Source organism: Photorhabdus luminescens subsp. luminescens, assembly GCF_001083805.1.
Classification (GTDB): Bacteria; Pseudomonadota; Gammaproteobacteria; order Enterobacterales; family Enterobacteriaceae; genus Photorhabdus; species Photorhabdus luminescens.
In genome coordinates this window covers 585,094-611,737 of sequence record NZ_JXSK01000001.1, presented here as the reverse complement: position 1 = coordinate 611,737, position 26,644 = coordinate 585,094, and the positions used below count along the sequence as shown (strand labels likewise).

Sequence of the window (26,644 nt, the reverse complement as noted above, 5' to 3'; positions counted from 1 at the left end):
ACTATCGATAGTCTCCCGTTAGGTTTTTTGTTTTACCATACTTAATTTTCGTAAAACATGATTTAAACAGTGCATAACGAGTTATTTATATGAAAAAAAAATATGCTAAGGCGTCTGTCTTATGTTGTTTAATTTCGCCTGTGGTATGGGCAGAACATTCGCCTGGCGCGACAGAAGATGCTTTGATTGTGACGGCCAATAAACGGGAAGAAGCATTAAATAAAGTCGATGGTAGCGTTCTGGTTAAAACTGGCGAGGAACTTGTGCAGGCGGGTATCACTCAAGTACAAGATCTTGAGCGCGCTTTCCCCGGTTTACAAATCCGCTCACGGGGAAACCGAACCTATTCAGCAACTACCATTCGAGGTATTAGTTCACCGGACTTCTACTCGCCTTCTGTTCGAATTTATGTCGATGGCGTTCCTCAGGATCACCAGTTCTTAACACAAGAATTAATTAATGTAGAACGTGTAGAATTATTACGCGGCCCGCAAGGGACTTTATATGGCGGAAACGCGCAAGCTGGTGTTATCAATATTGTCACCCGTTCGCCGAAAGAAGGCCCCTGGCTTAACCTCTCCGGTAATTACTCTAAGCTGAAACAAGGCGGTTCTTTCAGCGGATCAATACCGCTTATTGAAGATATCCTTTATGGCAGCACCAGTCTGCGTTGGGTAAAAGAGCCTGGGCAAATTGATGCGCCAAATCGCGGCGATAAAAATATTGATTCCAGCAAAACCTGGCTCGGTCGAGGGCAACTGACATTTGCGCCGGAGGATTCTTCGTTCAGTGCTGAACTCAGTTTTGCTCATGAAGATCTCGATTCCCATGAAGAACTTTATTTAACCGACGAGCAATTTCGCCGAAAAGAATACGATGGCCCTATTCCAGAGTTAACCCGCCGGGTAAACAGTTATGCATTCAAGGCTGAATATGATTTCGGCGACAGTGTATTAACCAGTGTGACTTCTTATCAGGATCGCGATATTTACCGTGATTTCATCGGGGGTAAGTGGAAAGAGAAGCACCACGCCGCCACGCAAGAGCTGCGTTTGAACTCCAATTTCTCAAATGGGATTACCAGTGTTCTCGGCGGTTGGTTTTCAGATGAAAAGAATAAGCATCATACCAGTGGTTATCCCGGTTACTATGGCGATGCGGCTAACACAATAAAAGGTCAATCGCTGGCGCTGTTTGGTGAAGTCAAATTGCCGTTTGCTGCTCAGTGGGATTTGACTTTGGGCGGGCGTTTGTCCCATGAAAAATCGCAGATAGATTATGCGGGCCGTCCTGGCATGATGGCGCTCGAAGCTTTTGATAACCAGGTTTCCAGCAATGAGTTCACACCTAAGGCCGCATTGGGTTGGCAATTGACGCCAGATACCCGTTTCTATATCTCTGCCACTAAAGGGTACAAACCCGGTGGATTCAATAACATTGTCTCCTCCGCCAATGATAGAAAACCCTACAATACTGAAACCTCAGATAATTATGAACTCGGTTGGCATACCTCGTTCTTTGATAACGCGGTGACATTAGACAGCGCTGTTTACTACATTCGTTCGAAAGATAAACAAATTTATGTTGGTCCGATCGGCGCACAGTTTATACGCAATGTGGGTAAAGCAGAGAGCAAAGGCATTGAGTTGAGTAGCCAGATTAAGCCGATGAAAGGGCTGAAATTTTCTCTTGGGGGAAATGTTGGTAAATCAAACTTCACTGATGTAACCGATACAGAGAATGGCATAAGTTATAACGATAAACGTCTGCCTTATGCGCCAGATGTCATGCTCAATGCAAGTTTTGACTATTTGATTGATCAAACGTTGTTACCGGGTAACCTCTATTTAAATGCCGGTGCCCGTTACTATTCAAAAAGCTACTTTAATGAAGCGAATACCCTTGAACAGGGTGGATACACCCTTTATGACGCTTCATTAAGTTTAGAAATGGCACATGGGGTTAGTGTAAAACTCTATGGCGAAAATCTGGGCGATAAAAAGTATCGTGTCTCCAGTTTCACCGTGGGGCCAAATACGCTCAGTATGATCAATAAAGGCTTGAATGTTGGGCTGGATGTGAGTGTCGCACTATGACGCATAATATCTCCCATCCTCGTCATATATCGTTATTACTGCTAACTTTGGCGGGTGTTTACACCCTCCAAAGCACGATTGGCATGTTGACGTTACAAAGTATGCCGGCGTTTCTGCGCAGCCACGGCGTAACCCCGGATAAAATCGGCTTGCTCTACTTGCTGATGTTGCCTTGGGCGTTTAAATTCCTTTGGGCGCCGATTATAGAGCGCTACCGTAAAGCGGGTTCGGGGGATACAAACCCCCGTCGTATCATGATCTGCGGTAATCTGCTAATAACATTGCTTTTTTGTTCAATGTCATTGGCAAGACCTGCCGAACATATGCCGCTGATTATCGTCGGTCTGTTTTTGATCACCATTTGTCTGACTGTGGTGGATACCACTACAGACGGTCACGCTATTGACCGGTTATCACCAAAGCACCGCCCTTGGTGCAATGTTATGCAAGTTGGCGGCGGTTATTTAGGCTCCATCATAGGCAGCGGCCTGTTTCTATACCTTGTTTCACTATATGGCTGGCACATTGGCGCAGGAGTGTTAGCTATAGTGATTCTGTTGATGTCATTGCCTGCCCTATTTTTACGGGAAACACAGGTAGAAAAAGCGCCAACGGTTTTAAAAGCCTCGGTTGCCCCCTCTATTAAGAATGCACTCCGCCGGGCGCCGGTTAGGCAAGCGCTGGTTTTGATATTGTTGTGTATGATCGGTACACGCCTTTCACTCGGTATGCTTTCGCCATTTCTGATAGATCGCGGCGTAGATTTAGCTCAGCTCGGTATCATTGCCGCCAGTGGCGGCGCATTGGCTGGATTATCTGGTGTTTTGCTTGGCGGCATCATTGTCCGTAAATTTGGTGCTGTCCAGACATTACTGGCTATCATGTTGCTTGAAGCTATCGTATTAGCCTGCATCTTCTGGCTTGCTAAGCAACCAGAGGCGCCGTTATCCCTGCTTTCAGCGGCGTATGTCTTCATCACCTTAATCACCGCTGCTAAATTTGTCGCGTTATATACCCAAATGATGTCGCTAGCCGCAGGCGCTCAGTCCGGTGTGGATTTCGCCTTGATGCAATCCGCAGATATGGGTATTGCAATTATCTGTTCAGTGTTGGGTGGATTGATTGTAACTAAAGCAGACTATTCTACCCTTTTCATGCTTGCGCTCATCTGCACCTTCACTGCCCTGTTTTGGACATTGCGTAAATTCCATGATTTCCAAAGGGAGAATGTGCATGCATAGCCATGATACTTCTGTTCAGAATTCGCCGGAGCAGCGTGCGGCTGATGCCGGCGTAATTAAAGAGTTATGGTATATGATGCGTCCATATCGCACCTTGAGTTACGTTGCGATTGTACTTGCGATTCTTTCCGCCGGTTTGCAAATGTTGCCGGCGGCAGTGGCCGGGCTGATCACCCAATCTATCTATGACGGGCAATATGACTCGCTATTGAATTATGGCGTCATGTTATTGGGATTCACGTTTGCCGCTATGTTGACCTTTAGTGGTTCAACGTTTTTTGCTCATTTGATTGCTGCCGACGTGCAGGCTGATGTTCGCCGCAACATTAGCAGTAAGTTGAAATCGGTTCCTTTGGGCTTTTTCATGCTGACTGACAGCACTGAAATAAAAAAGATGATGCTAGATGATGTCGAACAGCTTGAAGATGGGATTGCCCATATCATCCCAGAGATGTCAGCTACTCTGTTTGGCCCATTGATCGCATTGAGCGTCATGCTGGTTATTGATTGGCGGTTAGCTTTGGCGGCATTCGCGCCAACTTTGGGCGCTTGCCTGTTATTCATCTATATCCAGATAAAAGTTCAAACAACAACTCAGCGTTTTTATGCCGCTCAAAACCGTATTGCTTCAACAATGGGTGAAGTTATTAATGCGATTCCGGTGGTAAAAACCTACTCAGGCGGCAAGGTTGCGTTGCAACGAGCTGAAGAAGCTTTCACTGCCCTGACACGGATTATTGATGTCTGGGTTGAGAAAGTGCAGGTCAAATCCAGTCGGTTTTTCGTGCTATCCAGTGCTAACTTGTTGTTTGTCCTCCCTTTGGCGGTCTGGCTATTAAATCGACAAGAGATCACGTTATTCGAATTCACTTTCTTTATTCTGGCGGCAATGGCATTTGGCAATATTGCCTCATCCATGTTCGCTGTGATGACACGTTTGCAACAGCAAGAGGCGTTAATCACCCGCTATCGTTGGTTAATGAATCAACCTGAACTGGCGCCTTGTACCCAAAGCCAAACGCCGGCGGATCACAGTGTCGCGCTGCATAATGTCAGTTTCTCCTACCAGGATGAACAGGAGAATGCATTAGACAACATTTCATTTTCTATACCAGCGGGAAGTTCATTAGCTTTAGTCGGCGCCAGTGGTTCGGGTAAATCTACAGTGGCGAGTCTTATCGCCCGTCTTTGGGACCCGCAACATGGTCAGGTGACTATTGGCGGTGTTGATATCCGTAATATGGATGAACCGACGCTACGCAATAACGTCTCTTTTGTTTTCCAGCGTGTGCTTCTGTTCAACGATACGGTGGCTAATAATATACGACTAGCCCGTCCTAATGCCTCACTGTCGGAAGTTGAAGCGGCGGCTATCGCAGCACAAGCAGATCAATTTATTCGACAATTACCACAAGGCTACGACACGGTACTGAACGGCGGCGTAAGTTTATCGGTGGGTGAAAAACAACGTATTGCCGTTGCTGCCGCTATTCTGAAAAACGCGCCAATTCTTGTATTAGACGAAGCTACAGCCTATGCCGATCCAGAATGTGAAAAAGAGATGCAACAGGCGCTCAATGCCTTATGCCGCAATAAGACAGTGATTGTCATTGCTCATCGCCTGCCGACTATCCGTCATCTTGATCGAATACTGGTTTTAGATAAAGGACGGATTATCGAACAAGGCACCCATGAAGAACTGGTCGTACAGCAAGGTGCATACGCCAGACAGTGGGCCGCTTGGCGGGGAGAAAAAACCGGGACAGGAGCAAATTATCATGGGGCTATTTAATCGTCTCCAGCAACATCTATCACCAAAACTGCAAAGAGTTTGGTTTAAAGGGTTGTTATATAAACAATTTGATACCGTTGCGATTATGGCTCAACTTGCTATTGCTGCCTGGGCTATTACCCATCTGGGGGAAAGTGACAATGTGATGCTGCCGCTTATCACGTTGGGATTATTGATTATTTTGCTGTTGCTGCGATTTACTTTTATGGCTCGCGCATTACGCAAACTCACCATTGCCGCCTATGGTTTGGGCATAGAAATCCGTCGCGCCCTGCTACAACGCCTTGTGAGTATGTCTATCGCCACGATTAGAGGATTGAGTGCCGGAAAGATAGCGTTGACGTTATCAGAAGATGTGCAATGGCAAGAAAATCAGTCAGCCTATACCACGCCGCAAATCGCTTGTCAGGTGATGATGCTGACCCTCATCTACTTGGCTTTATTCTGGTTCGATTGGGTAGTTGCCGGCAGTGCATTATTGGTGCTGATGGTTGGGATGTTCATCCTGGGGGCTATCCGTAAAAAACTGAATGAAATATTGCGGTTACGTGCCACTATGATGGCTGATGTATCCGAAGCGATTGTCGAGTACGCTCAAGGTATGTCCTTTATTCGTGCTGCGGCAGCGACCACGACGGTAGAACAGCGTTTTGATCGCGAAATCGACCAATTACGGGTTGCATTTCGCCGTGGGGTATTCAGAAGTATTCCGCTACTGAGCCTGTTTTACATCATCATTGATACCAGCGTGGTTGTTGGTATTCTGGCGGGCGCCCTGCGCTTTAATGCACCAGAAGCATTAACGCTGTCGGAAATGCTTATCACTATTCTGTTGCTGTTTGCCACGATCACCCCTCTACGTGGAGTCATCCCCCTGCTCAATATCACGGCCTTAACGCAAGTAGGAGAAACTCATATTGCAGAAATAGAAGCTGTTGCCACGCAAGCTTCCGGGCCATTAGCGGCGCCTGACAAATATGATGTTGAAGTGAATAATATCTCGTTTAGTTATCCAGGTACGAATCAACCCGCTATCCAAAACGTGTCGTTTTATGCTCCGCAAGGCAGTATGACTGCTATTGTCGGGCCCAGCGGCAGTGGTAAATCCACGCTGGCTTATCTGCTGCTCTCTTTCTATCAACTGGATAAGGGGGAAATCCGTCTGGGTGGGAATGATATCCATCGTTATCAAACTCAGGCACTGTATGACACTGTGACTATGGTATTTCAGGAAACTGCACTATTTCAGGATACCGTCGCTAATAACCTTCGGTTGGGTGATCCTAATGCCACCCAGTTAGAACTGGAGCAGGCTGCTCGCCTTGCCAATATTCACGATACGATTATGGCATTACCGCAAGGGTACGATACACCGCTAGGGGTGGATGGCGGTACGCTGTCTGGCGGCGAGCGTCAGCGCCTTGCCATTGCCCGCGCCATCTTAAAGCAATCTCCGGTTTTATTCCTCGACGAAGCGACAGCTTCTCTCGATCCTGAAAACGAACAATTGATACAACAGGCGTTTGATTCTCTTACCCAGAATAAAACGGTCTTTGTTATCGCTCACCGATTGAGCACGATAACTCGCGCTGACCAAATATTGGTGATGGATCATGGCGCCCTTTGTGATAGTGGTACTCACGACGAATTGTTAAGACGTTGTTCACTTTATCAATCTCTTTGGGAAAGCCATCTTGGCTCAGAAGAGCACTGGCATCTATACCCAAATACACCAAATTAAGGTGTAACCTACTGTTTCGTAATTGTCATTATTTATAGGATATCTTCATGCATACGGATCTTGTCTCTCCAGATTCACTGCGCCAGATCATATCTGGCCTTCTTAATCAGAAAAATATACTGGTGAATGATAACGACGATTTAATTCGCAAAGGGCTGGATTCAATGCAAATGATGGCATTGTTAAACCAGTTGAGACGTCAGGGATATCGCGTCACCCTTCGTGAACTGTATCAAAAACCCACGTTGCATGCTTGGAACCAGCTTCTGCAACGTCATACGCCTGTCACACAGATGGCGCCTAAACCCGACGCGACTTTGCAGCCGCTGATTGCAGATGCTTGTCCGTTCCCGCTGACCGCCGTACAACATGCTTATTTTGTTGGACGTTCGCCGGAACAGACGTTAGGCGGCGTGGGCTGCCATTTATATCAAGAATTTGACGGTATCGGGCTGGAACCTGAACAACTGGAAGCGGCAATTCATCGGTTGATTCAACGACATCCGATGTTACGAGTACGGTTTTTGCCGGATGGTCGCCAGCAAGGGATGGCCGACGCTTATTGGAAAAAATTAACGGTTCATAACCTGCGCAGTTTGACAACAGACGAACAGCAACAAGCGCTGAATAATATACGTGAACAACTAAGCCATCGGGTATTACAGGTTGAACAAGGGGAAACGTTCGATATTCAGCTAAGTCTGTTTGGTGAGAGTCAGCACCGGTTGCACGCTAATATTGATTTACTGATCATGGATGCCGCCAGTTTTAGCCTGTTCTTTACTGAACTGGCGGCATTAATTGCTAAACGCAGCCTACCGGATATCCCTTCTGACTACGATTTTTGCCGTTATTTGGCGCAATATCAGGCGCAATTTGCGCAGGCTCGACAAGAAGCAGAAATATTTTGGCGTAACCGATTGGATACCCTTCCCCCTGCTCCGCAACTTCCGTTAGCTAAGGAACCGTCTCTGATAAAAAACGTCCGCATTCAACGCAGATGTTTTCGTTTAGCGCCTGAACATTGGCAACGTTTTAAACAGCTTGCTCAACAAAATGGTGTAACGCCAACAATGGCATTGGCGACTGCATTTGCCGGTTTATTATGTCGCTGGAATCATGCAACCCGCCTGTTGTTTAACCTGACGTTGTTTGATAGAGCGCCGTTGCACACCGCAGTGGATAGTCTGCTGGCTGACTTTACCAATATTCTGCTGTTAGATATTCCCGCTGATAATTTGCCGTTCCGCCAACTGGCTCAAGATGCGCAGTCAACATTTGCCGAAGCTTACGAACACCGTCACTGGTCTGGTGTAGAAGTTTTACGTGAACTTAAAAAACGCGGCAATCATCCACATGGTGCGCCAATTGTGTTTACCAGCAATTTAGGCCGACCTTTGTATGGCGAAAATACCCGTGATGTTCTGGGAAAACCAAGTTGGGGAATATCGCAAACCCCTCAGGTCTGGTTGGATTTCGTTGCATTTGAACATGAAAACATGCTGAATATTCAGTGGGATAGTAACGACGAACTCTTCCCCGATGGGTTAATGGATACTTTATTTACCGCCTATCAGAGGTTCATTGAGAGACTAACGGAAGACGCCACCCAGTGGAGTAAAGAATTACCGGATCTGATGCCTGAATCACAATACCAGCTTCGGTTTCAGATCAATGACACAACTGAACCTTTGCCGGATGCTCTTCTACATGAAGGTGTGTTTTTACAGGCAGAACGTACACCAAATATTGTTGCTTTGGTGACTAATAGTAAGGAAATTAGTTATTGTGAATTAAGTTTGGCCGCCCGCCGGTTGGCAACTGTGTTGCAAAAAATGTCGGTGATACCGGGAGATCGGGTTGCCATCAGCATGGAAAAAGGCGTCGGACAAATTGTTGCGGTATTAGCGATACTTTATGTCGGCGGCGTTTATGTGCCGGTCCCGGTTGATCAGCCAGTAAACCGACGTCGTGCTATCTGCGAAAGTGCTGGAATTCGTGTCGTTATTATTAATCCAGAACAACAATATGATGACTGGTCACAAGATGTACATTGTGTTTCCTGGCATCAGGATGAGCAATGGCAGCCTTTGGCAAACATGGCTAAACGTGCGGTTACTGATCCGGCTTATATCATCTATACTTCTGGTTCAACCGGTATGCCAAAAGGGGTGGTTATTAGCCACCAAAGCGCGCTCAATACCTGTTTGGATATTAATCGCCGTCATCAAGTCCAAAGTAGCGACCGGTTATTGGCCCTCTCTGCCCTACATTTCGATCTCTCCGTTTATGACATTTTCGGTATCCTCACGGCGGGAGGCGCGCTGGTATTAATTAATGAAGCGCAACGTCGTGACCCATCAACTTGGGAAGTGTTGATCGAACGTCATCATGTGACGTTGTGGAATAGTGTGCCTGCCCTGTTCGATATGCTACTGACCTATTGTGAAGGGATGGAGGTGGATGCGCCGAAAGCGCTTCGTACCGTGATGTTGTCTGGAGACTGGATAGGTTTATCGCTGCCTGAACGTTACCGAGCATTCAACCCTGATGGTGTTTTGAGTGCAATGGGGGGCGCGACAGAAGCGGCTATTTGGTCAAACGAATATATCGTCAAAGAGGTTAAAACACAGTGGAGATCTATTCCGTATGGCTATCCTTTAGCTAACCAGCGTTACCGCGTTGTAGGTGAGGATGGTCGTGATTGCCCTGACTGGGTTGTCGGTGAGCTTTGGATTGGTGGCGCCGGTGTTGCATTAGGCTACTTTAATGATGAAGAACGTACTTCCGCGCAATTTGTTGTCGATCAAGGGGAGCGCTGGTACCGCACCGGTGATTTGGGTTGTTACCATCCCGAAGGTTGGCTTGAATTTCTGGGGCGTCGTGATAGCCAGGTAAAAATTGGTGGTTATCGAATTGAGTTGGGAGAAATTGATGCCGCCCTCAATCAAGTAATTGGAATCAGTAAAGGAGTTGCATTAGCCAGTGGTGAAAAAGAGAAGTCGCTGGTGGCGTTCCTTGAATTGGAAGGTGATTCTTTATGCCGACGAGTAAATCGGGCGCCGCAGTTACCCGCTGGCTATCGAGATCTGTTCCCCGCAGTGCATGCAATAACCGCGAATAGCAATGAACCTCAAGTTGCAATGTTCCTGCTAGAACATCTATCTCGTCACGATATTACCTTTACTTCACCACAATCGCTGACAGATTGCTTGAAGCGCTACCAGCCCCAACCGGAATATCATGATTGGTTTGGCCGTATGTTGGCATATCTTTGCCAATGCAAAGCACTGACTGAATCCACACAGCATGTATATCAAGCCGGATGGTTACCTGCTGCATCCAACAATGAGGCGATATACATCCCTGAACGCTGGCATACTGTGCTACGTGATGTTCTTACTGGTCAACAGCCGGCAATCGCATTACTTGATGATCCGCAATTCGCACCGGAACAACAATTGTTTGTGTTGCCGGAAACCCGGCAATGGTTGGCAGGATTACAACAGGTCATCACTGCCCTTTCTCAGCGATTACAACGCCCTGTGACTTTGATAGAGTTTGATGCTCGTAGCGGTCGCTGCGCACAATGGTTGGCAGAGCATATTACTGATCAACATCTCTGTTATCTCGGCTTTGAACGTTCTCAGACACTGGTTAATCAGGCGCAAACACGGTTAAGCGGTTATGCTCATGCATCAGTACAATATTGGTCTGAGCAACGTTGGCCTGAACAAGTTCCTGAGTCACTGCAACATCAGGCTGATATTATTTTGCTGAATAACGTATTACATCGGGAAGCAGATCCCGCACGTTGTATCAAGGAATTGGTACCGCTTGCTCAACCTGGCGCGTTGATATTGGCAATGGAGTTGCAACAAACATCGTCTCTTTCCTTGATTACGACTGAATTGCTTTCACCTCAAGGTATTCAATTACGCTCTGCGTCACAGTGGTTATCGCTATTACCGCAACTATTACCACTACAGGCCGAAACGCCAATTACCATCGGTAACCTTAGTGTGTTATTGATGCAAGCAAGTGACAGTGTCACCATTCCTGATCGGGAAAAGATTAAATCGGTACTGGCACAGCATCTGCCGGGATATATGATTCCACAGCGCTTGCATATCATTCCTCGCTTGCCATTGACACCTAATGGCAAAATTGATCGTAAGGCGTTGTCGCAAGAACTACAGTCAGCGACAAAAACAGAGGCAGCACCACGCCAGAATGAAATGACTTTGTTGAATGCGGTGGAACAAACCGTTGCTGGCATTTGGCAACGCTTGCTCAATACAGAGCAATTAGGCCGTGACAGTGATTTTTTCCAGCTTGGCGGAGACAGTCTTCTGGCTACACGTTTGGTTGGTGAGCTGATACAACAAGGTTTCAAAGGTGAACTGGGGCATCTTTTCCGTCACCCGCAATTGGCGGCATTTGCGGCTACACTGGTTCCTTTGGCTGAAACCTCATCAGCAGAGTGCGCTCTGCCAGAAGAGCAAAATGAATACCAGCCTTTCCCACTCACGGAAGTTCAGCAGGCTTATCTGGTCGGACGTCATCCGGGTTTCGCTTTGAGTGGTGTTGGGGCGCATTTCTTTATTGAATACCGGATAGAGCGGTTAGATGTTCAACGTTTAAATCGGGTGTTAAATCGCTTGATCCAGCGTCATCCAATGCTGAGAACCGTGGTTGTTAATGGGCAGCAACAGGTATTAGAAAATGTCCCGCAGTTCTCCGTCAAACAACATCAATTCACTGACGTTACGCAGGCAGATACATTACGTGAACAACTTTCACATCAGGTATTAGATGCCAGTAACTGGCCGGTATTCGATTTCCAGCTTGCGCAAGACGATGGGATTATCTCCCGACTGTTTGTCAGTCTGGATAATCTGTTATTAGACGGGTTGAGCATGCAGATATTGCTGGCCGAGTTAGAACAGCTCTATCTCGACGAGCAGCATGCATTGCCGCCATTGAAAGTAACATTCCGGGATTGTGTACTACGTCAGCAACAGGCGCCAGCGCATCAGAGTTCGCTGCAATATTGGCAGGAGCAAGTGAAAACATTACCACTGGCGCCCCAATTGCCACTACGTATTGCCCCGGAAAGTGTTCAATCCCCACGTTTTGTGCGCTATAGCGATCGATTGTCTGCACATGAATGGAGTCAGTTAAAACAACATGCGGCTCCCTATCAGATAACGCCTTCCGCGCTATTAATTGCGGCTTATGCGGCGGTTCTTTCTGCGTTCAGTACTAAACCGGAGTTAACGCTCAACCTTACCCTGTTCGATCGTCCACACTGGCATGAAGATATTAATCACATTCTGGGTGATTTCACTTCTCTGTCATTACTGGCCTGGCACCCGGAGAAAAATTGGTTGTCGAGTGCCCGTAGATTGCAACAACAGCTCTGGCAGGATCTGGATCACCGCCACATTTCAGCAATCAGAGTGATGCGTGAACTGGCGCAGAGCCGTGGCCCCGATGCGGCCATTATGCCGGTTGTTTTCACCAGCGCATTGGGAACACGCCAAGGACAATTCCTTTCGCATTCATCGTGGATGAAACCTGTTTGGGGTATTTCACAAACACCACAAATCTGGTTGGATCACCAGGTTTATGAATCTGATAATGAACTTTGTCTAAATTGGGATGCTGTCGAAGAATTGTTTGAACCGCATCAATTACAAAACATGTTCAATAGCTACATGACGCTATTGCGTACCCTTGCGGCACAGCCAGAAAGTTGGCATGCAGCACTGGAACAACTGATGCCGCGCCAGCAATCTGTGATGGTTGAAAATAATGCTGTTGTCATTGCGCCATCACTGTATTCGGAGGGATTCGATCCTCAAATATGCAGCGAAATTCAACGCCTGTTCTTGTCCATAACAAATCATCCTATTAACGCACAACAAAACTTTTTTGAGGCAGGAGCCAGCTCGCTACAGCTAATTCAATTGCATAGCAAATTACAACATGCGGGTTTTTATCATCTGGCTGTGACTGATTTATTTGCTTATCCAACACCAGAGACGCTCAGTTTGCGCTGCCGGAAGGATTCCCACGATGGAAATCGCCAGTCGATTACCGCTCGTCAGCGTCAACAACAGAAGCGTTTGCAACAACGGGAAAAACGTCATAAAGGAGCTGCATAATGACTGATTTAACGCCTCACTACGATAATTGCGATCCTATCGCAGTGATTGGCCTTGCCTGCCGTTTTCCGCAGGCGCCAGATAGTGATGTTTTCTGGCATAACTTGCAACACGGAGTTGAATGTACTGTTCCACTCTCCCGTCAAACATTATTAGATGCAGGTATTCCTCCTGAAGTCATTGAGAGTGAAAATTTTGTCAATCGGGCAGCGATATTAGAGAAGGCGGAACAATTTGACGCCTCGCTGTTTGGCTATTCCCGCCAGGAAGCGGAAATGCTGGATCCTCAACAGCGTCTTTTTCTCCAGACCGCCTGGCATGCGCTTGAACATGCCGGTTATGCGCCACGTCATGTCCCCCTGAAAACCGGTGTTTTTGGTAGCAGCCGGGTCAGTACTTGGCCTTCATGGTCACAATTTACCATGACCGATGTTGGCAAAGTTAAAGGGCTTCAAGCGTTAATCAGTAACGATAAAGATTATCTTGCGACACGTACCGCTTATAAATTAAACCTAAAAGGCCCAGCGTTGATGGTACAAACAGCGTGTTCAAGTTCACTAGTTGCCGTGCATATGGCTTGTGAAAACCTGCGTGCCGGTGAGTGTGACATGGCGTTAGCCGGTGGTGTAGCGGTTTCTTTCCCTCAAGAAAGTGGTTACTCGTATCAGCCGGGAATGATCTTCTCCCCTGATGGACATTGCCGCCCCTTTGATAGTCAGGCAAATGGCACCTACGGCGGCAACGGCGTCGGTGTTGTCACACTGAAACGTTTGAGCGATGCTTTGCGTGATGGCGATCCCATCATGGCTGTATTACGTGGCAGCGCAATTAATAATGATGGCAATGAGAAAGTTGGCTTTACTGCCCCGTCGGTTAACGGTCAGCGCAACGTTATTATCGAAGCACTCCAACTGGCGGATGTCAGTGTTGATGATGTTGGTATGATCGAGGCGCATGGTACAGGAACGCCTCTTGGCGATCCGATAGAAGTTGATGCGCTACGCAGCATATTTTCTGACCGTAGTGCAACGGTACCGCCTTGTTATCTTGGCTCAGTGAAAAGCAATATGGGCCATCTTGATACGGCTGCCGGCATTGCCAGCTTGATTAAGGCGGTTCTGTCTGTTTGGCATGGCTATATTCCACCGACAATCAATGTTCAGCAACCCAACCCAGCGTTACGGTTGGAACAAAGTCCATTCAGGCTGGCAACACAAGGGCAGCGCTGGACACAAGCATTACGTACTGCGGGCGTCTCTTCGTTCGGAATTGGCGGTACCAACTGTCATGTCGTAGTGCAATCATTACCGCAAGAATTACAATGTCGCCGTAGCGATAATGCACAACTTGCCCCGTTGTTGCTCTCCGCCGCTTCTGAATCCTCGTTGCGTCAATTGGCGCAACGTTATGCGACTGCATTTAATGATGCGCCAGAGCATCATGCAGATTTGGCCTGGACCGCATTACAGGGGCGTGATCTTTCATTACCTTGGCGTTTAGCGTTGATGCTAACGCCACAAGGCGCTGAAAATTTATCCGCCTTTGCCAACAAAAATCCAACACAAAATATTTTCAGTGGGCAAGTCAATAGCGAAAGTAAGCAACTTTGGCAATTCAGCGGCCAGGGTTGTCAATGGTCTGGCATGGGAAAAGCAATGTATGCCAGCTCCCCTGTTTTTTCCGCTATGTTGGATCGTTGCTGTACCGCATGTGCGTCAGAGTTGGCATTGCCATTAAAAGCCGTGATGTTCGGAGAGCATGATGCCGCATTAGCCACCACCGAATATGCACAACTAGCGATTGTGGCGCATCAAATTGCGCTGGCGGCACATTGGCGGGCGCTTGGATTAAAACCTGATTATGTATTGGGGCACTCGGTTGGCGAATTTGCCGCTGCGGTTGTCGCCGGGATTTTCACACCTGAACAGGTGATGCCGTTAGTGGCGGTACGAGGCAAGTTGATGCAAAGCTGCTCCCAAGGGGGAGCAATGCTGGCAGTTTTTGCCAACGAAGAAGAGATTATCCCCTTCACTCATTCACTGACATTAGATCTGGCGGCTTGCAATGGCCCGAAACATTGGGTTTGGGCCGGTACAGAGACGGAAATTGCTACTTTGGCACAACGTCTGGAGCAACAACAGATTCGTTGCCAGCGTCTTAGCGTTGCCTGTGCGGCACATTCAGCCATGCTTGATGGTGTACTAGCGGCATTTTCTCTACGTTGTAGCCAGTTGCAACCTGCATTGGGGGAAATTCCGCTGATTTCTACCCTAACAGCCAATATTGCAACGGCTGAACAATTGGCTTCACCAGATTACTGGCGCAACCATATGCGTCAGACTGTACGCTATTATCCGGCTATTGAATTTGCCCGTCAGCAAGGTGTGGCATTATTTATGGAGATGGGGGCTGATGCACAATTAACCGGCATTGGGCGGCGTGTTAGTCTGCCACAGGAAACCTGGATTGCTGGCGTACAACGTCAAAGCTCTCCAGAGACAAATCAGCAAACGGCTCTGATGCAACTTTACTGTGCTGGTGTACAGCTTGATTGGCCGCAGCTTTTCCCACTTACTGGGGAAAAATGCCACGCTCCGCTTTATCCATTTGATGAGCAGCATTACCGCTTCCCTGCTGCCAAATCTGTTCAGTCTACAACCAATATCAATGCTGAACTTGATGTGAATGCTCTGCTCGATCCTGCCATTGAGCAAAATCCCGATGCTGCAACACTACGGGTACTGTATACCGATGCATTGATATATCAATGTCATGGGCGTGATGCTGAACAAGGTTTCAGTGCCATCGACACTATTCGGGCTGGCCGACTGCAACCTTGTTGGCGCCCTTTGTTGGAACAATTATTAACCTATTGCGTCCAGCAAGGTTATTACCGGGAAGTTTCTGGGCCAACAGCCAGTAAAATGTATCGCCCTGATCGCGCTTTGCCATATGTCAAACGCAGATTATTAGAGTCACGTTTACTCACTGCTTTTCCTGCCTTGATCTATGCGGGTGAGCGTCTATTCGCCCTGTTAAGCGATCGTTCGGATCTGCCGCGTCAGTTTGTGGCAACACAGGTCATGACCAACTCATGGCTTCCTGCACCACAACCGTGTCCTGACACTCATTATGCCCTACACTGGCGCACCATAAACACCGCAGATAACCCAAGATCTTCAACGGTATATACTCTCCGTTCTTCAACTGCGAATGACGAAATGGTTAATCATTGGCGTCAGGCGGGTATTCATTTACAGCCAGCAAGCGGAAACACTTTATTACTGCTTACCGGCAATGATGTAGTTGAATTATGCAGTCAGGTTATTACCGAATTAAAACGTGATGAAGCAACATCTTTAACTGTTATTACTTGTTGTGCTCAACCGGAAACTACCTTATCACCAGAGAATATCAATCCAGCTCAATATGCTGTTTGGGCGTTGCTGCGTGTCGCGGTTGAAGAGTATCCCCACCGCCATATTCAAGCGATTGATATTGCTGATATCAACGATGCTGACTCTTTATCATTGGCGCTTGGATATTTGAATGAACATAACCGTTGGCTGAGAGTACGCGGAAGTCAAGTCTCGGTACCGGTTTTACAACGTCAATCCTTACTGCTTTCCCAACAGCCGATGGCGATTCCCCATCAGGGTTGGCATATCGTGACCGGCGGTATGGGAGGAATTGGTCAGATTTCTATCCGTTGGTTGTTGGCCCAAGGCGCACGTAGGATTGCGGTATTTGCCCGTCGTCAACATGCAGATTGGGAGACTTTTGTACAAGAGTTATCACTGAATACTGAATGTGAGATACGCTGGATTAACGTTGATGTTACTGATACGCCAGCTTTGTTAAATGCAATAGAGTCGCTGGCGCAAGAGGATGGTATCGCCGGGGCAATTCATGCAGCGGGTATCGCAGATCACACCCGGTTGGCAGAACTTGGACCTCAACATCTGTCACAGATGTTATCGGTGAAAGCCCTGAGTGCATCGGCGTTGCAAACTGCTCTTAAGCAACATAATGCACACTATCTGTTGCTTCATTCTTCTGCCGCATCCATGTTAGGCGCTCAAGGGCAAGGCGCTTATGCTGTTGCTAATGCGTACTTAGAATCTTTAGCGCTGACAGCATCGAATCCGTTGATGGTAAAAACACTGGTCTGGGGTGTTTGGGGTGGCATTGGTATGGCCAGCGACCAGCGATTAGTGGAAAAATTGGCGCAAGATGGCATGTTGCCGTTCAGCGTCAATGAAGGTATCTGGCATTTTAATCAATCTCTGCGTACCGCATCTCCCTGCTATCTGGCGATACGGTTAGATGAGCATCATCCCGATATTTTGCGCCGTTTACAGGCTGACATAACAACGACAACGCTTATTCCTTCTCCTTCGCACTCAGTCGATAACATGCTGTATCAGGATAATGAGGAACGGCTTAGTTGGTTGCGTCAACGTATCTCTGTGTTGTTACGGTTAGAACAGCCTGAAGGTTTGGAACCGCAACAGGATTTACTGCAACTTGGTTTGGATTCCCTGTTATTTCTGGAGCTAAATGCGGTGATCCACCAGCAATTTGGGTTCAGATTAACAGCCGAATTGGCTTATCAGAATATGACTTTAGAGGGGCTTAATGGGCTCATCGGAGATGCATTGCCTGAACAGCCAGTAACCGCCTCTCCGCCTGAGATGATTATTGACAGCGCCCAGCGTCATGCGCCATTCCCTCTGACACCTATTCAGCATGCTTACTGGATTGGTCGTACTCAGGCCATTGATTTTGGCGGTGTCGCTTGTCACGTCTTATTTGAATGGGATCTGACACTGGATAGTTTTAATGTTCAGCGTTTTGAGAAGGCATGGAATGCTTTAATTCAGCGTCATGGCATGTTGCGCATGGTAGTGGATGAAGACGGACAACAAAGAATTCTGCCTGAAACCCCTTGGTACGCTTTATCACAAGATGATTTGCGTATGCTGGATGAAACGGCTTGCCAAAAGGCGCTGGTTCAGCGTCGTCACACGCTTTCCTACCAAGTCCCGCCAGCAGAACAATGGCCGTTATTTGAAGTTTCTGTTTCCCTGTTACCGAATGCGCACTGTCGCTTACACATGAATCTGGATCTGTTGCAGTTTGACGTCCAGAGTTTCCGAATCATGATGGACGATTTGCAACGCGCTTACCACCAGCAACCACTGGCTCCACAGGTGTTTACTTTCCGTGACTATGTGATGGCCGAACAAGCTCAACGGGCAAGTAAAGAGTGGCGGGCATCATGGGCATACTGGCAGGAACAATTGCCTTCGTTGCCTCCGGCGCCAAGATTGCCGCTGAATCCACAACTGCCTCAGCGTAGTCAGCCGCAATTCACGACTTATGAAGGTCGATTAGCACAATCTGATTGGCAAATGCTTAAACAACGCTGGCAACAATGGGGCGTAACGCCTTCTGCCGGTCTGTTGACGCTGTTTGCTCATACTCTGGAATGGTACAGCCGCCATCCGTTGTTTACTCTTAACCTGACATTCTTTAACCGTCAGCCTTTCCATCCAGAGGTTCAAGATCTGATTGGTGATTTTACCTCCGTCATGTTGATGGATTTTGACTTACGTAAGACAACTTCCCTGCGTGCCAGCATGGAGAAAACACAAGCTTTGCTATGGCAACGACTGAGCCATAACTATATCAATGGCGTTGAAGTGTTGCGGGAACTTGGCCGCCAGCAAAATGGTGAAGCGCAAAGCAGACAACCGCTGACGCCGGTGGTTTTCACCAGCATGTTAGGAATGGCGCAAGAAGGCGTCGCCATCAAACAATCTATCACTCAGTTACTGGGGGACCCGGTTTTTGTTCTGAGTCAAACCCCACAAGTCTGGCTGGATCATCAGGTCATGGAAGTGGATGGTGATTTACTGTTTAACTGGTACTGCATGGATGATGTGTTGGAACCGGGGGTTATTGAGGCGCTGTTTACCGCTTATAACGCGCTGTTAGTGCAAATTTGCCGCCAGCCTGACCACATAGAACATTATGATCTTCATACACCACCTTCTGGTCATACCCGTTATGATTTCTGGCCGCAACAACCTGAATTACGTCAGGTCGAGCAATATTTGCGTTCCAAGCCTGAAATCCGACTGGCAGAGATTCAGCCACGTCAGGACGACACGCAAGGTTATAATTTATGGCTGGTGGCAGAAAACAATTTGCCGTTATCGCTACCAGAACCATTGGCAATAAACACCGATGTGTTACCGCTGCCTGAGTTGGCAGAGCAACAGGCGTTTGAGCGCTCTTGGCAACACATTGAACAGCAAGCGTTATTTGGTCTGATCCAGACATTACTGCGCCATAACCTATTCACTTATCCTCAGCAATGTCACTCCCATGAGGAGATTGAACAACGTTTACAACTTGCGCCACAGTATCAGCGTCTTCTTACCCAATGGTTGACGTTATTAAACAACCAAGGATTTATTGAGAAAACCGCTGATGGATACCGCTGTTTGCAACCACTTAATCATGTTCCTGCCCCTACGGCAAAACTGGATGACGCAGGGTGGTGTCAAACAATTAGCCGCTATGTAGCGACATGTATCGAGCAACATGACGCCCTGCTTGCCGGACGAGGTAATGCGTTGGAACTGTTGTTTGCCGATAAACAGACCACTGCCAGCCTTTATAGCGAGAATCCCGCGTTACGATGCCTGAACCAAACTGCCGCTGAAATTATCCGGCAATTGAGTCAGGTATCTAACGATTTCACTGTCCTGGAAGTCGGCGCAGGGACTGGCGCAACCTCAGCGAAGGTACTTGAGCACAATGCACAATCAATTGAACGCTATCACTTTACCGATGTTTCGCCGCTATTTCTGGATGATGCACGCCAGTTGCTTAATCACTATGGCGAAACCGTAAAATTTGCGTTGTTCGATATTAATCAGCATATTGATTTTAGCCAGCATCCTGAATCCGGTTATGACCTGATTATGGCGGTTAACGTGCTACATGATGCAACCCATCTGCGAAATACCCTACAACGTCTGTCACGGTTACTGAAAGCGGGTGGATGGTTATTGATTATTGAATCAACGAAATCCGAAAGCGCGATGCAACTCGCCAGTGTCGGCTTTATTGAAGGCATTAATGCCTGGAGTGATGATCGCGGTGATAGCGCATTAATGGCGCTTGATGATTGGCGTCAATGTCTGGAGAAATCCGGCTATCGGGTTTCATTGGAATGGCCGGGGCAAGATGGGCCAGAACTGCATCAACAACTGATTCTGGCGCGGGCTGAACGGCAAGCGCGGCTTGATGTCAGTGAAATAGCGGCGCAATTTTCCACTTTGCCTTACTCATTGCATATTCAACAACAAGAACAATTGCCGCTGATTGTGACCGCTAAAGAGAGCGTGGCACAGTCATCAACTGTGGGAACAGTGCAATCGGAAACCGCGGATGACCAGCTTCATGATATAGAACAGCAGGTAATCGCGCTCTGGTGTTCACTGCTTCCTCAACCAATACAGCGTCACAGTGACTTTTTCCAGAGTGGCGGTGACAGCTTAATTGCTACCCGGATGGTGGTGCAATTGCGTCGTCAAGGTTACAAACAGGCAAATCTGCAACAATTGTTTGAACATCCTAAGTTGAGTGAGTTTTGTCGTACCTTGCGAGTAGTTGAAACAACACCCGCTACACAGGCTATTCCACTTGAGACTAAGCCAGCATCGGAGCAGACGCTTCCACTTACTGCATTGCAATATGCTTATTGGTTAGGTGAAAGCCAACTGTTTCAGTTTGGTAACGGTATTGCACATTTCTACGCTGAACTGGCTATCAATGATCTTGATCTGCCACGTTTCACTACCGCCTGGAACCGTGTGATCAACCATCATGCGCAATTACGTGGTTATGTGAAGGAGGGACAATATCATATTTTGCCGGAAGTTCCCTGCTATACCCCAACGGTAATCGACTGTCGTAACATGATGCCTGCTCAACGCGAGACCAAACTCGCTGATGCCCGCGATATCCTGCGCACTAAAGGTGTTCCTAGCGATAACTGGCCGCTGTTTGATTTAATTCTATATCATACTGATGACCGGACACATTTATTGCATTTGACTATCGACCTGTTGGTCGCTGATGGTAAAAGTTTGACGTTAATCCTAGGGGATTTGCAACGTGGATATCAGGAACCTAACTGGCAGCCAGAACCACCAGCAGCGACGATTAGTGACTATATTCAAGCACTGGAAGATGAGAAAGCAGGGGAAGTTTGGCGACAAAGCCGGCAATACTGGCTTAATCGTTTACCTCATCTGCCTGATGCTCCTGAATTACCATTAAAAGATCATCAGTCACAACAGCTTAATCAACAATGTCTGGCAGGCTATATCAGCCCACAGCAATGGCAACGTTTGCAACAGCGTGCAGCAGAATACCGAGTGTCGCCATCACAGGTTATGTTGACGTTATTCACCCATATTCTGGCGGTATGGAGCAACAGTGAGCATTTCACCATCAATGTCCTGCATGGCAACCGGCTGTTAATGCCGCAACATTGCGATACGCTGGTAGGAAATCTGTCCACCACGTCATTATTGGAAGTGGATTTACGCAATAACACTGGATTCAGCGACGCGGTAAGTCGGATACAGAAACAGTGGTTAGCTGATCTGCAACATGCGCTATTTGACGGACAATTAGTGCTCAGAGAGAAAAATCAGCACCGCCACAATCTCAATGCCGGTATGCCGATCGTGTTCAACGATACAACTGGTACTGCGGGTCAAGGGCCATCAGGATTGGGAACGCTGAATCTTTTTGGCGCACAAACACCGCATGTTTATCTCGACTGTATGCTGATTTCTAGCTCAGACGGCGGCGTTATCATTCAATGGGCAATTTTGCCGCAACTGTTCCAGCCACAAGTTGCAGAAAACATGTTTGCTCATTATCAGGCTAGCGTCGCCGCCCTGCTTGAACCCGATTACCAATGGAACGCTCCACTGCCAGAGTGGCTCCCGGTAAGTGATCAGATTTTGTGCCAAGACAGTAATGCGACAAAGGAAGTTTTTCCGCCGTATACGCTTTGCTCGTTGATTGAACAGGCGGTAAACCGTTACCCACAACGTACCGCGGTAGTCGATGCTGATCGTCAAATCGATTATCGCACTTTGTGGTCACAAAGCCTGGCGCTGGCCGCCCATCTACAAGCGCAAGAAAATCAGCATTCGTCTCTGATTGGCGTGGTGATGGAAAAAGGTTGGCAACAGATTGTCGCGGTTATGGCGATTTTGTTGGCAGGACGGGCTTATCTGCCTATTGATGCCAGCTACCCGCAACAGCGCATCCATCAGCTATTGGCATCAGGGGAAGTTGATACGGTATTAACTCAACCTAAGTTTACTCAACAAATGAGTTGGCCTGATGGTGTACAGGTTATTTCTCTGGATGAAATATTACTTAACTGCTTGCCGAAAAATACTGGTGTACAGAGCTTATCTGCTTGTGCTGAGGATTTGGCTTATGTGATCTTCACATCAGGCTCTACCGGCAAACCCAAAGGCGTGATGATAGATCATCAGGGCGCGGTTAATACTATCCTCGATATTAACCAACGCATTGCCCTCAATGAACACGATAGCGTACTGGCAATCTCAGAATTGACATTCGACCTTTCAGTTTATGATCTGTTCGGTACTTTAAGTTGTGGAGCAAAACTGGTTATTCCTTCTCCCGGTGACAGCCGACAACCCGACAAATTACTGACGTGGTTACAGCAAGAATCGGTTACAGTTTGGAACTCCGTTCCGGCATTTGTGCAACTGCTTGAGGAATACGCCAGAGATTATCCACATTCCTTGGATAGTTTGCGTTGGGTATTGATGAGTGGTGATTGGATACCGATCAGTTTGCCGGAAAGATTATCTATCCTTAACCCTGCGCTGAATCTTCTCAGTTTGGGCGGTGCAACCGAAGCATCAATTTGGTCTATTGCTTATCCTATTGTTCAGATTGATCCAAACTGGCGCAGCATTCCATATGGAAAGCCATTGGCTAATCAGACTTTCTATGTGCTCAATGCAACGCTTTCACCCTGCCCGGTCTGGGTAACGGGGGAACTTTATATTGGCGGACAAGGGTTAGCTTTAGGTTATTGGGCTGATTCAGAAAAAACCGCCCAAGCCTTTATTACTCATCCTCAAACCGGTGAACGGTTGTACCGCACCGGTGATTTAGGGCGCTGGCGGCCAGACGGTAATATTGAATTCTTGGGGCGCAATGATCATCAGATTAAAGTTCGTGGCTACCGGATTGAGCTAGGCGAGATCGAACATCGTTTATGTGAGCACCCAGATATACAACAGGCGTTAGCGTTTGCGCATACTACGTCAACCGGCGCATTGCAACTTGTCGCAGGTGTGCGTTTATCTGATGAAGCGCCGCTATCTACCGAACTTTTACCGGTTTTGCCTCATTGGTTGCAACAAACCTTACCTGCTTGGATGTGTCCACAGCGCTTTATCATTCTCGATACCATACCTGTATCAGACAACGGCAAAATTGACAGACGCGCATTGGCGGTTTTGGTTGAGGAAACTGCACAGGAAGCCAATCCAACATCAGTTGCTCTCAGTGTGACAGAACAAACTGTGTTGGATCTTTGGCAATCGGTATTGGCACAACAATCTATCAGTGTGCATGAGAGTTTCTTTACGCTAGGCGGCGATTCTCTGGCGGCGGTGCGGTTAATGGTGAAAATCAACCAGACGTTTAACCGTCAATACCCACTCAGTCTGCTGCAAACTTACGATACCGTACATTCTTTGGCTGAATTTATTGAACATCAACCAGAAAGCCCTTGCCAAGGGGTGATATTGAATGAGGGAAGCGTTGAGCAACCAGCCCTGTTTATCGTCCATCCTATTGGCGGGCATCTGTTGGGGTATCGCCATTTGGCAGCCAATTTCGGCGACCAACGCATGATTGGACTGGCGTTTTCGCCAGATAATTTAAATACCGATACCCCTTCCGTGGCGGCGTTGGCGGCTGATTATATCAATCAAATCCGCGCCTTCCAGCCGCAAGGACCTTATGCTTTGGCAGGATGGTCTTTCGGTGGATTGGTGGCCTATGAAATGGCTCATCAATTACGAGCGATGGGTGAAAGTGTTTCTCAATGTATCTTAATTGACAGCTTTGCGCCAAATGTGCGCACTGATTTGACGCTGAATGAAACATTTTGTCATCGTCATTTCCTGCTTGATTTGCAGGGACAATTCCCCGATCTGACGTTGGATAATCATGTTATCGCTGCCGACACTAAAACTTTCCTTAATGCATTGCACGATGCTTTGCCGCAATCTGCCCAGATTGATAGCTCTCTGACCGCGCTTTATGACGTGTGGCGCCATAACTTGAATGCGTTGCTTGACTACTGTCCACCGCAGACTTCACAGCGTTTCTGGCTTATTCGGGCAGCGCAGGCATTACCTGATTTTATGGATTATCTCGATCCAACCACCATCGCCTCAATTGATCTTGGCTGGCAGGCTTTTGGGCCAGTCCATGTGACCCAACTTGCGGGCGATCATTACACCTTGTTCCAACATGAACATGTTGGCTCATTGGTTACTTGTATGAAAGATATCTTGAATTCAGCACCAACCACTAATCTTGTTAAGGAGAACATATGATAAAGCCACGGCGGGTTCTGATTGTCGGTTCGAAATTTGGCGAATTATATCTTAATGCGTTCCTACAACCTCAGTCTGGTCTGGAACTGGCTGGTATTTTGGCACAGGGCAGCGCTCGCTCGCAGCAACTTGCTCGTGATTTCAATGTGCCGCTATTCCGCTCATTGGATGAGTTACCAGACGATATTGATATTGCCTGCGTAGTAATACGGGCAGAGGTTATTGGCGGCAAAGGCGATCAGCTCACTCAGGCACTCTTGGCGCGTGGAATTTCTGTCATCCAGGAACACCCCCTTGACGCCGAAGCCATCAAAAGACATCAATTAACCGCCAACAAACATAATGCGGTGTTTTTGGTAAATAGCTTTTATAGCCAATGTCATGCTGGAAGAAGTTGGTTACACGCGGCACGGCAAATTAGTCGCTTATCACAGCAGCGTCCGGTAAGCGGTTATCTGACAACCAGTCGCCAATTGCTGTTTTCCGCGCTCGATCTGTTGTTACAGGCATGTCACTGTCCAGAACAGATGGAGATAGTCTATGTTGGTCAGCGAAGCAACGCATTTCATTGCTTTGAACTTAGCTTCGCAGGAACAACAGTAACATTGAACGTGCAATCCTATCTGGACCCGAGAGATCCCGATATGCACAATCTGGTGATGCATAAAATGACGCTGATTTGGCCTGCCGGTTATCTTACGCAGGAAGCCAGTTATGGGCCGGTCATTTGGACTCCCGTCCTTCATGCTCCTGATCATCTGAATAACGAACAAAGCCTCTACCTGAATGCCAGTCAGCCGGATGGTAACTATTTGCACCAGGCAACATCACAAATTCTTTGTCCGGCAACCAAAAACTGGATGACGGCATTTGAATGTGATGGCGCTAAAGGTGTGGCATTTCTACTCAATACCTTAAGTTCTGTATTGAACGGCGCTCCTTGCCCGTCTGCTTTTGCTTACGATTATCAACTGCGGTTAGCAGGTTTATGGCAACAAATTTTGCGCATTATGGGAGAGCCTATTACTCAGGACTTGCCGCCTCCTGTTTGGATTGAACCAGCAAAATTGATGTTAACTGAGGAAGAATGTTGATGACGTGGGCACTCCCTACACACCCGATGATTCGTCCTTGCCTGACGACTCAAGGCAAACCCAAATACACGCTGTTAATCTGCCCCTTTGCCGGGGGCAGTACCAGTGCGTTCCGCCGTTGGTCCACACTGGAAAATTCAGAGATCGCGGCTTCATTGGTGATTTACCCCGGACGTGACAGTCGCATGGCGGAAAAGGCTGCCGCCAGTATTGCGCCATTGGCACAGTCACTTTCTGACCTGATGGTGTCATTCACCCCTGCGCAAAGAGAGAGCCTGATACTTGTCGGTCACAGTATGGGGGCACAAGTTGCTTTTGAAACTTGCTATCGCCTTGAGCAACAAAACTGCTCACCCAAGGCGCTGGTGCTTTCGGGGTGCCATGCTCCTCATCTTCAATCTCGCCGTCAACTTAGCGGATTACCTGATCATGAGTTTCTCGAACAATTGATTGATATCGGCGGTTGTAGCCCGATTTTGCGGGAAGATCCCAGCTTGCTTGCGCTATTTTTACCAATGTTGCGAGCTGATTTCCTTGCTACAGAACGCTATTACCGGCTCATGCAGACTGATGCGGTAAAACTGCAAACACCAACATTGCTGCTTTATGGCAGTGGAGACAAAGAGGCTTCCGCGATAGAGGTTCAGCAATGGCAGCAATGGCTTGTAGACGGAGAGCGACATCTTTCATATCGCTACAAGGAGGTTGTAGGCGACCATTTTTATATTACTCAAGAACCTGAAAGTTTTATTCGTCACATTACACAATTTATACAATATGTACAGGAGTTTGCATAATG

General features: G+C 47.6%; 8 protein-coding genes. All 8 read left to right on the top strand.

All coding sequences use genetic code 11. The features are described 5' to 3' along the window. Positions 1–89 precede the first annotated feature (89 nt). The 8 genes from TI10_RS02335 to TI10_RS02300 are packed head-to-tail and all read left to right on the top strand — an operon-like array spanning position 90 to position 26,642. Entirely contained in the window at positions 90–2,096 is a 2,007-nt protein-coding gene (locus TI10_RS02335; RefSeq protein ID WP_049581558.1) for a TonB-dependent receptor, read from the top strand. Next, on the top strand, positions 2,093–3,337 hold the full coding sequence (locus TI10_RS02330) for an MFS transporter (RefSeq protein ID WP_049581556.1): 1,245 nt from the start codon (positions 2,093–2,095) through the stop codon (positions 3,335–3,337). The genes TI10_RS02335 and TI10_RS02330 overlap by 4 nt, the downstream gene beginning before the upstream one ends. Further along, on the top strand, positions 3,330–5,129 hold the full coding sequence (locus TI10_RS02325) for an ABC transporter ATP-binding protein (RefSeq protein WP_244161491.1): 1,800 nt from the start codon (positions 3,330–3,332) through the stop codon (positions 5,127–5,129). Before TI10_RS02330 ends, TI10_RS02325 begins: the two co-directional genes overlap by 8 nt. Then, positions 5,029–6,870: an ABC transporter ATP-binding protein gene (locus TI10_RS02320; protein ID WP_244161490.1), complete on the top strand. Its 1,842-nt coding sequence runs from the start codon at positions 5,029–5,031 to the stop codon at positions 6,868–6,870. Before TI10_RS02325 ends, TI10_RS02320 begins: the two co-directional genes overlap by 101 nt. Positions 6,871–6,917: 47 nt before the next feature. Further along, complete coding sequence (locus TI10_RS02315; protein ID WP_049581554.1) at positions 6,918–13,040, top strand: non-ribosomal peptide synthetase; 6,123 nt, start codon at positions 6,918–6,920, stop codon at positions 13,038–13,040. Further along, complete coding sequence (locus TI10_RS02310) at positions 13,040–24,751, top strand: hybrid non-ribosomal peptide synthetase/type I polyketide synthase (protein ID WP_049581553.1); 11,712 nt, start codon at positions 13,040–13,042, stop codon at positions 24,749–24,751. The genes TI10_RS02315 and TI10_RS02310 overlap by 1 nt, the downstream gene beginning before the upstream one ends. After that, positions 24,748–25,845, top strand: a complete 1,098-nt coding sequence (locus TI10_RS02305; RefSeq protein ID WP_049581552.1) for a Gfo/Idh/MocA family oxidoreductase — start codon at positions 24,748–24,750, stop codon at positions 25,843–25,845. The genes TI10_RS02310 and TI10_RS02305 overlap by 4 nt, the downstream gene beginning before the upstream one ends. Further along, positions 25,845–26,642, top strand: a complete 798-nt coding sequence (locus TI10_RS02300) for a thioesterase II family protein (RefSeq protein WP_049581551.1) — start codon at positions 25,845–25,847, stop codon at positions 26,640–26,642. The genes TI10_RS02305 and TI10_RS02300 overlap by 1 nt, the downstream gene beginning before the upstream one ends. Positions 26,643–26,644: the final 2 nt, after the last annotated feature.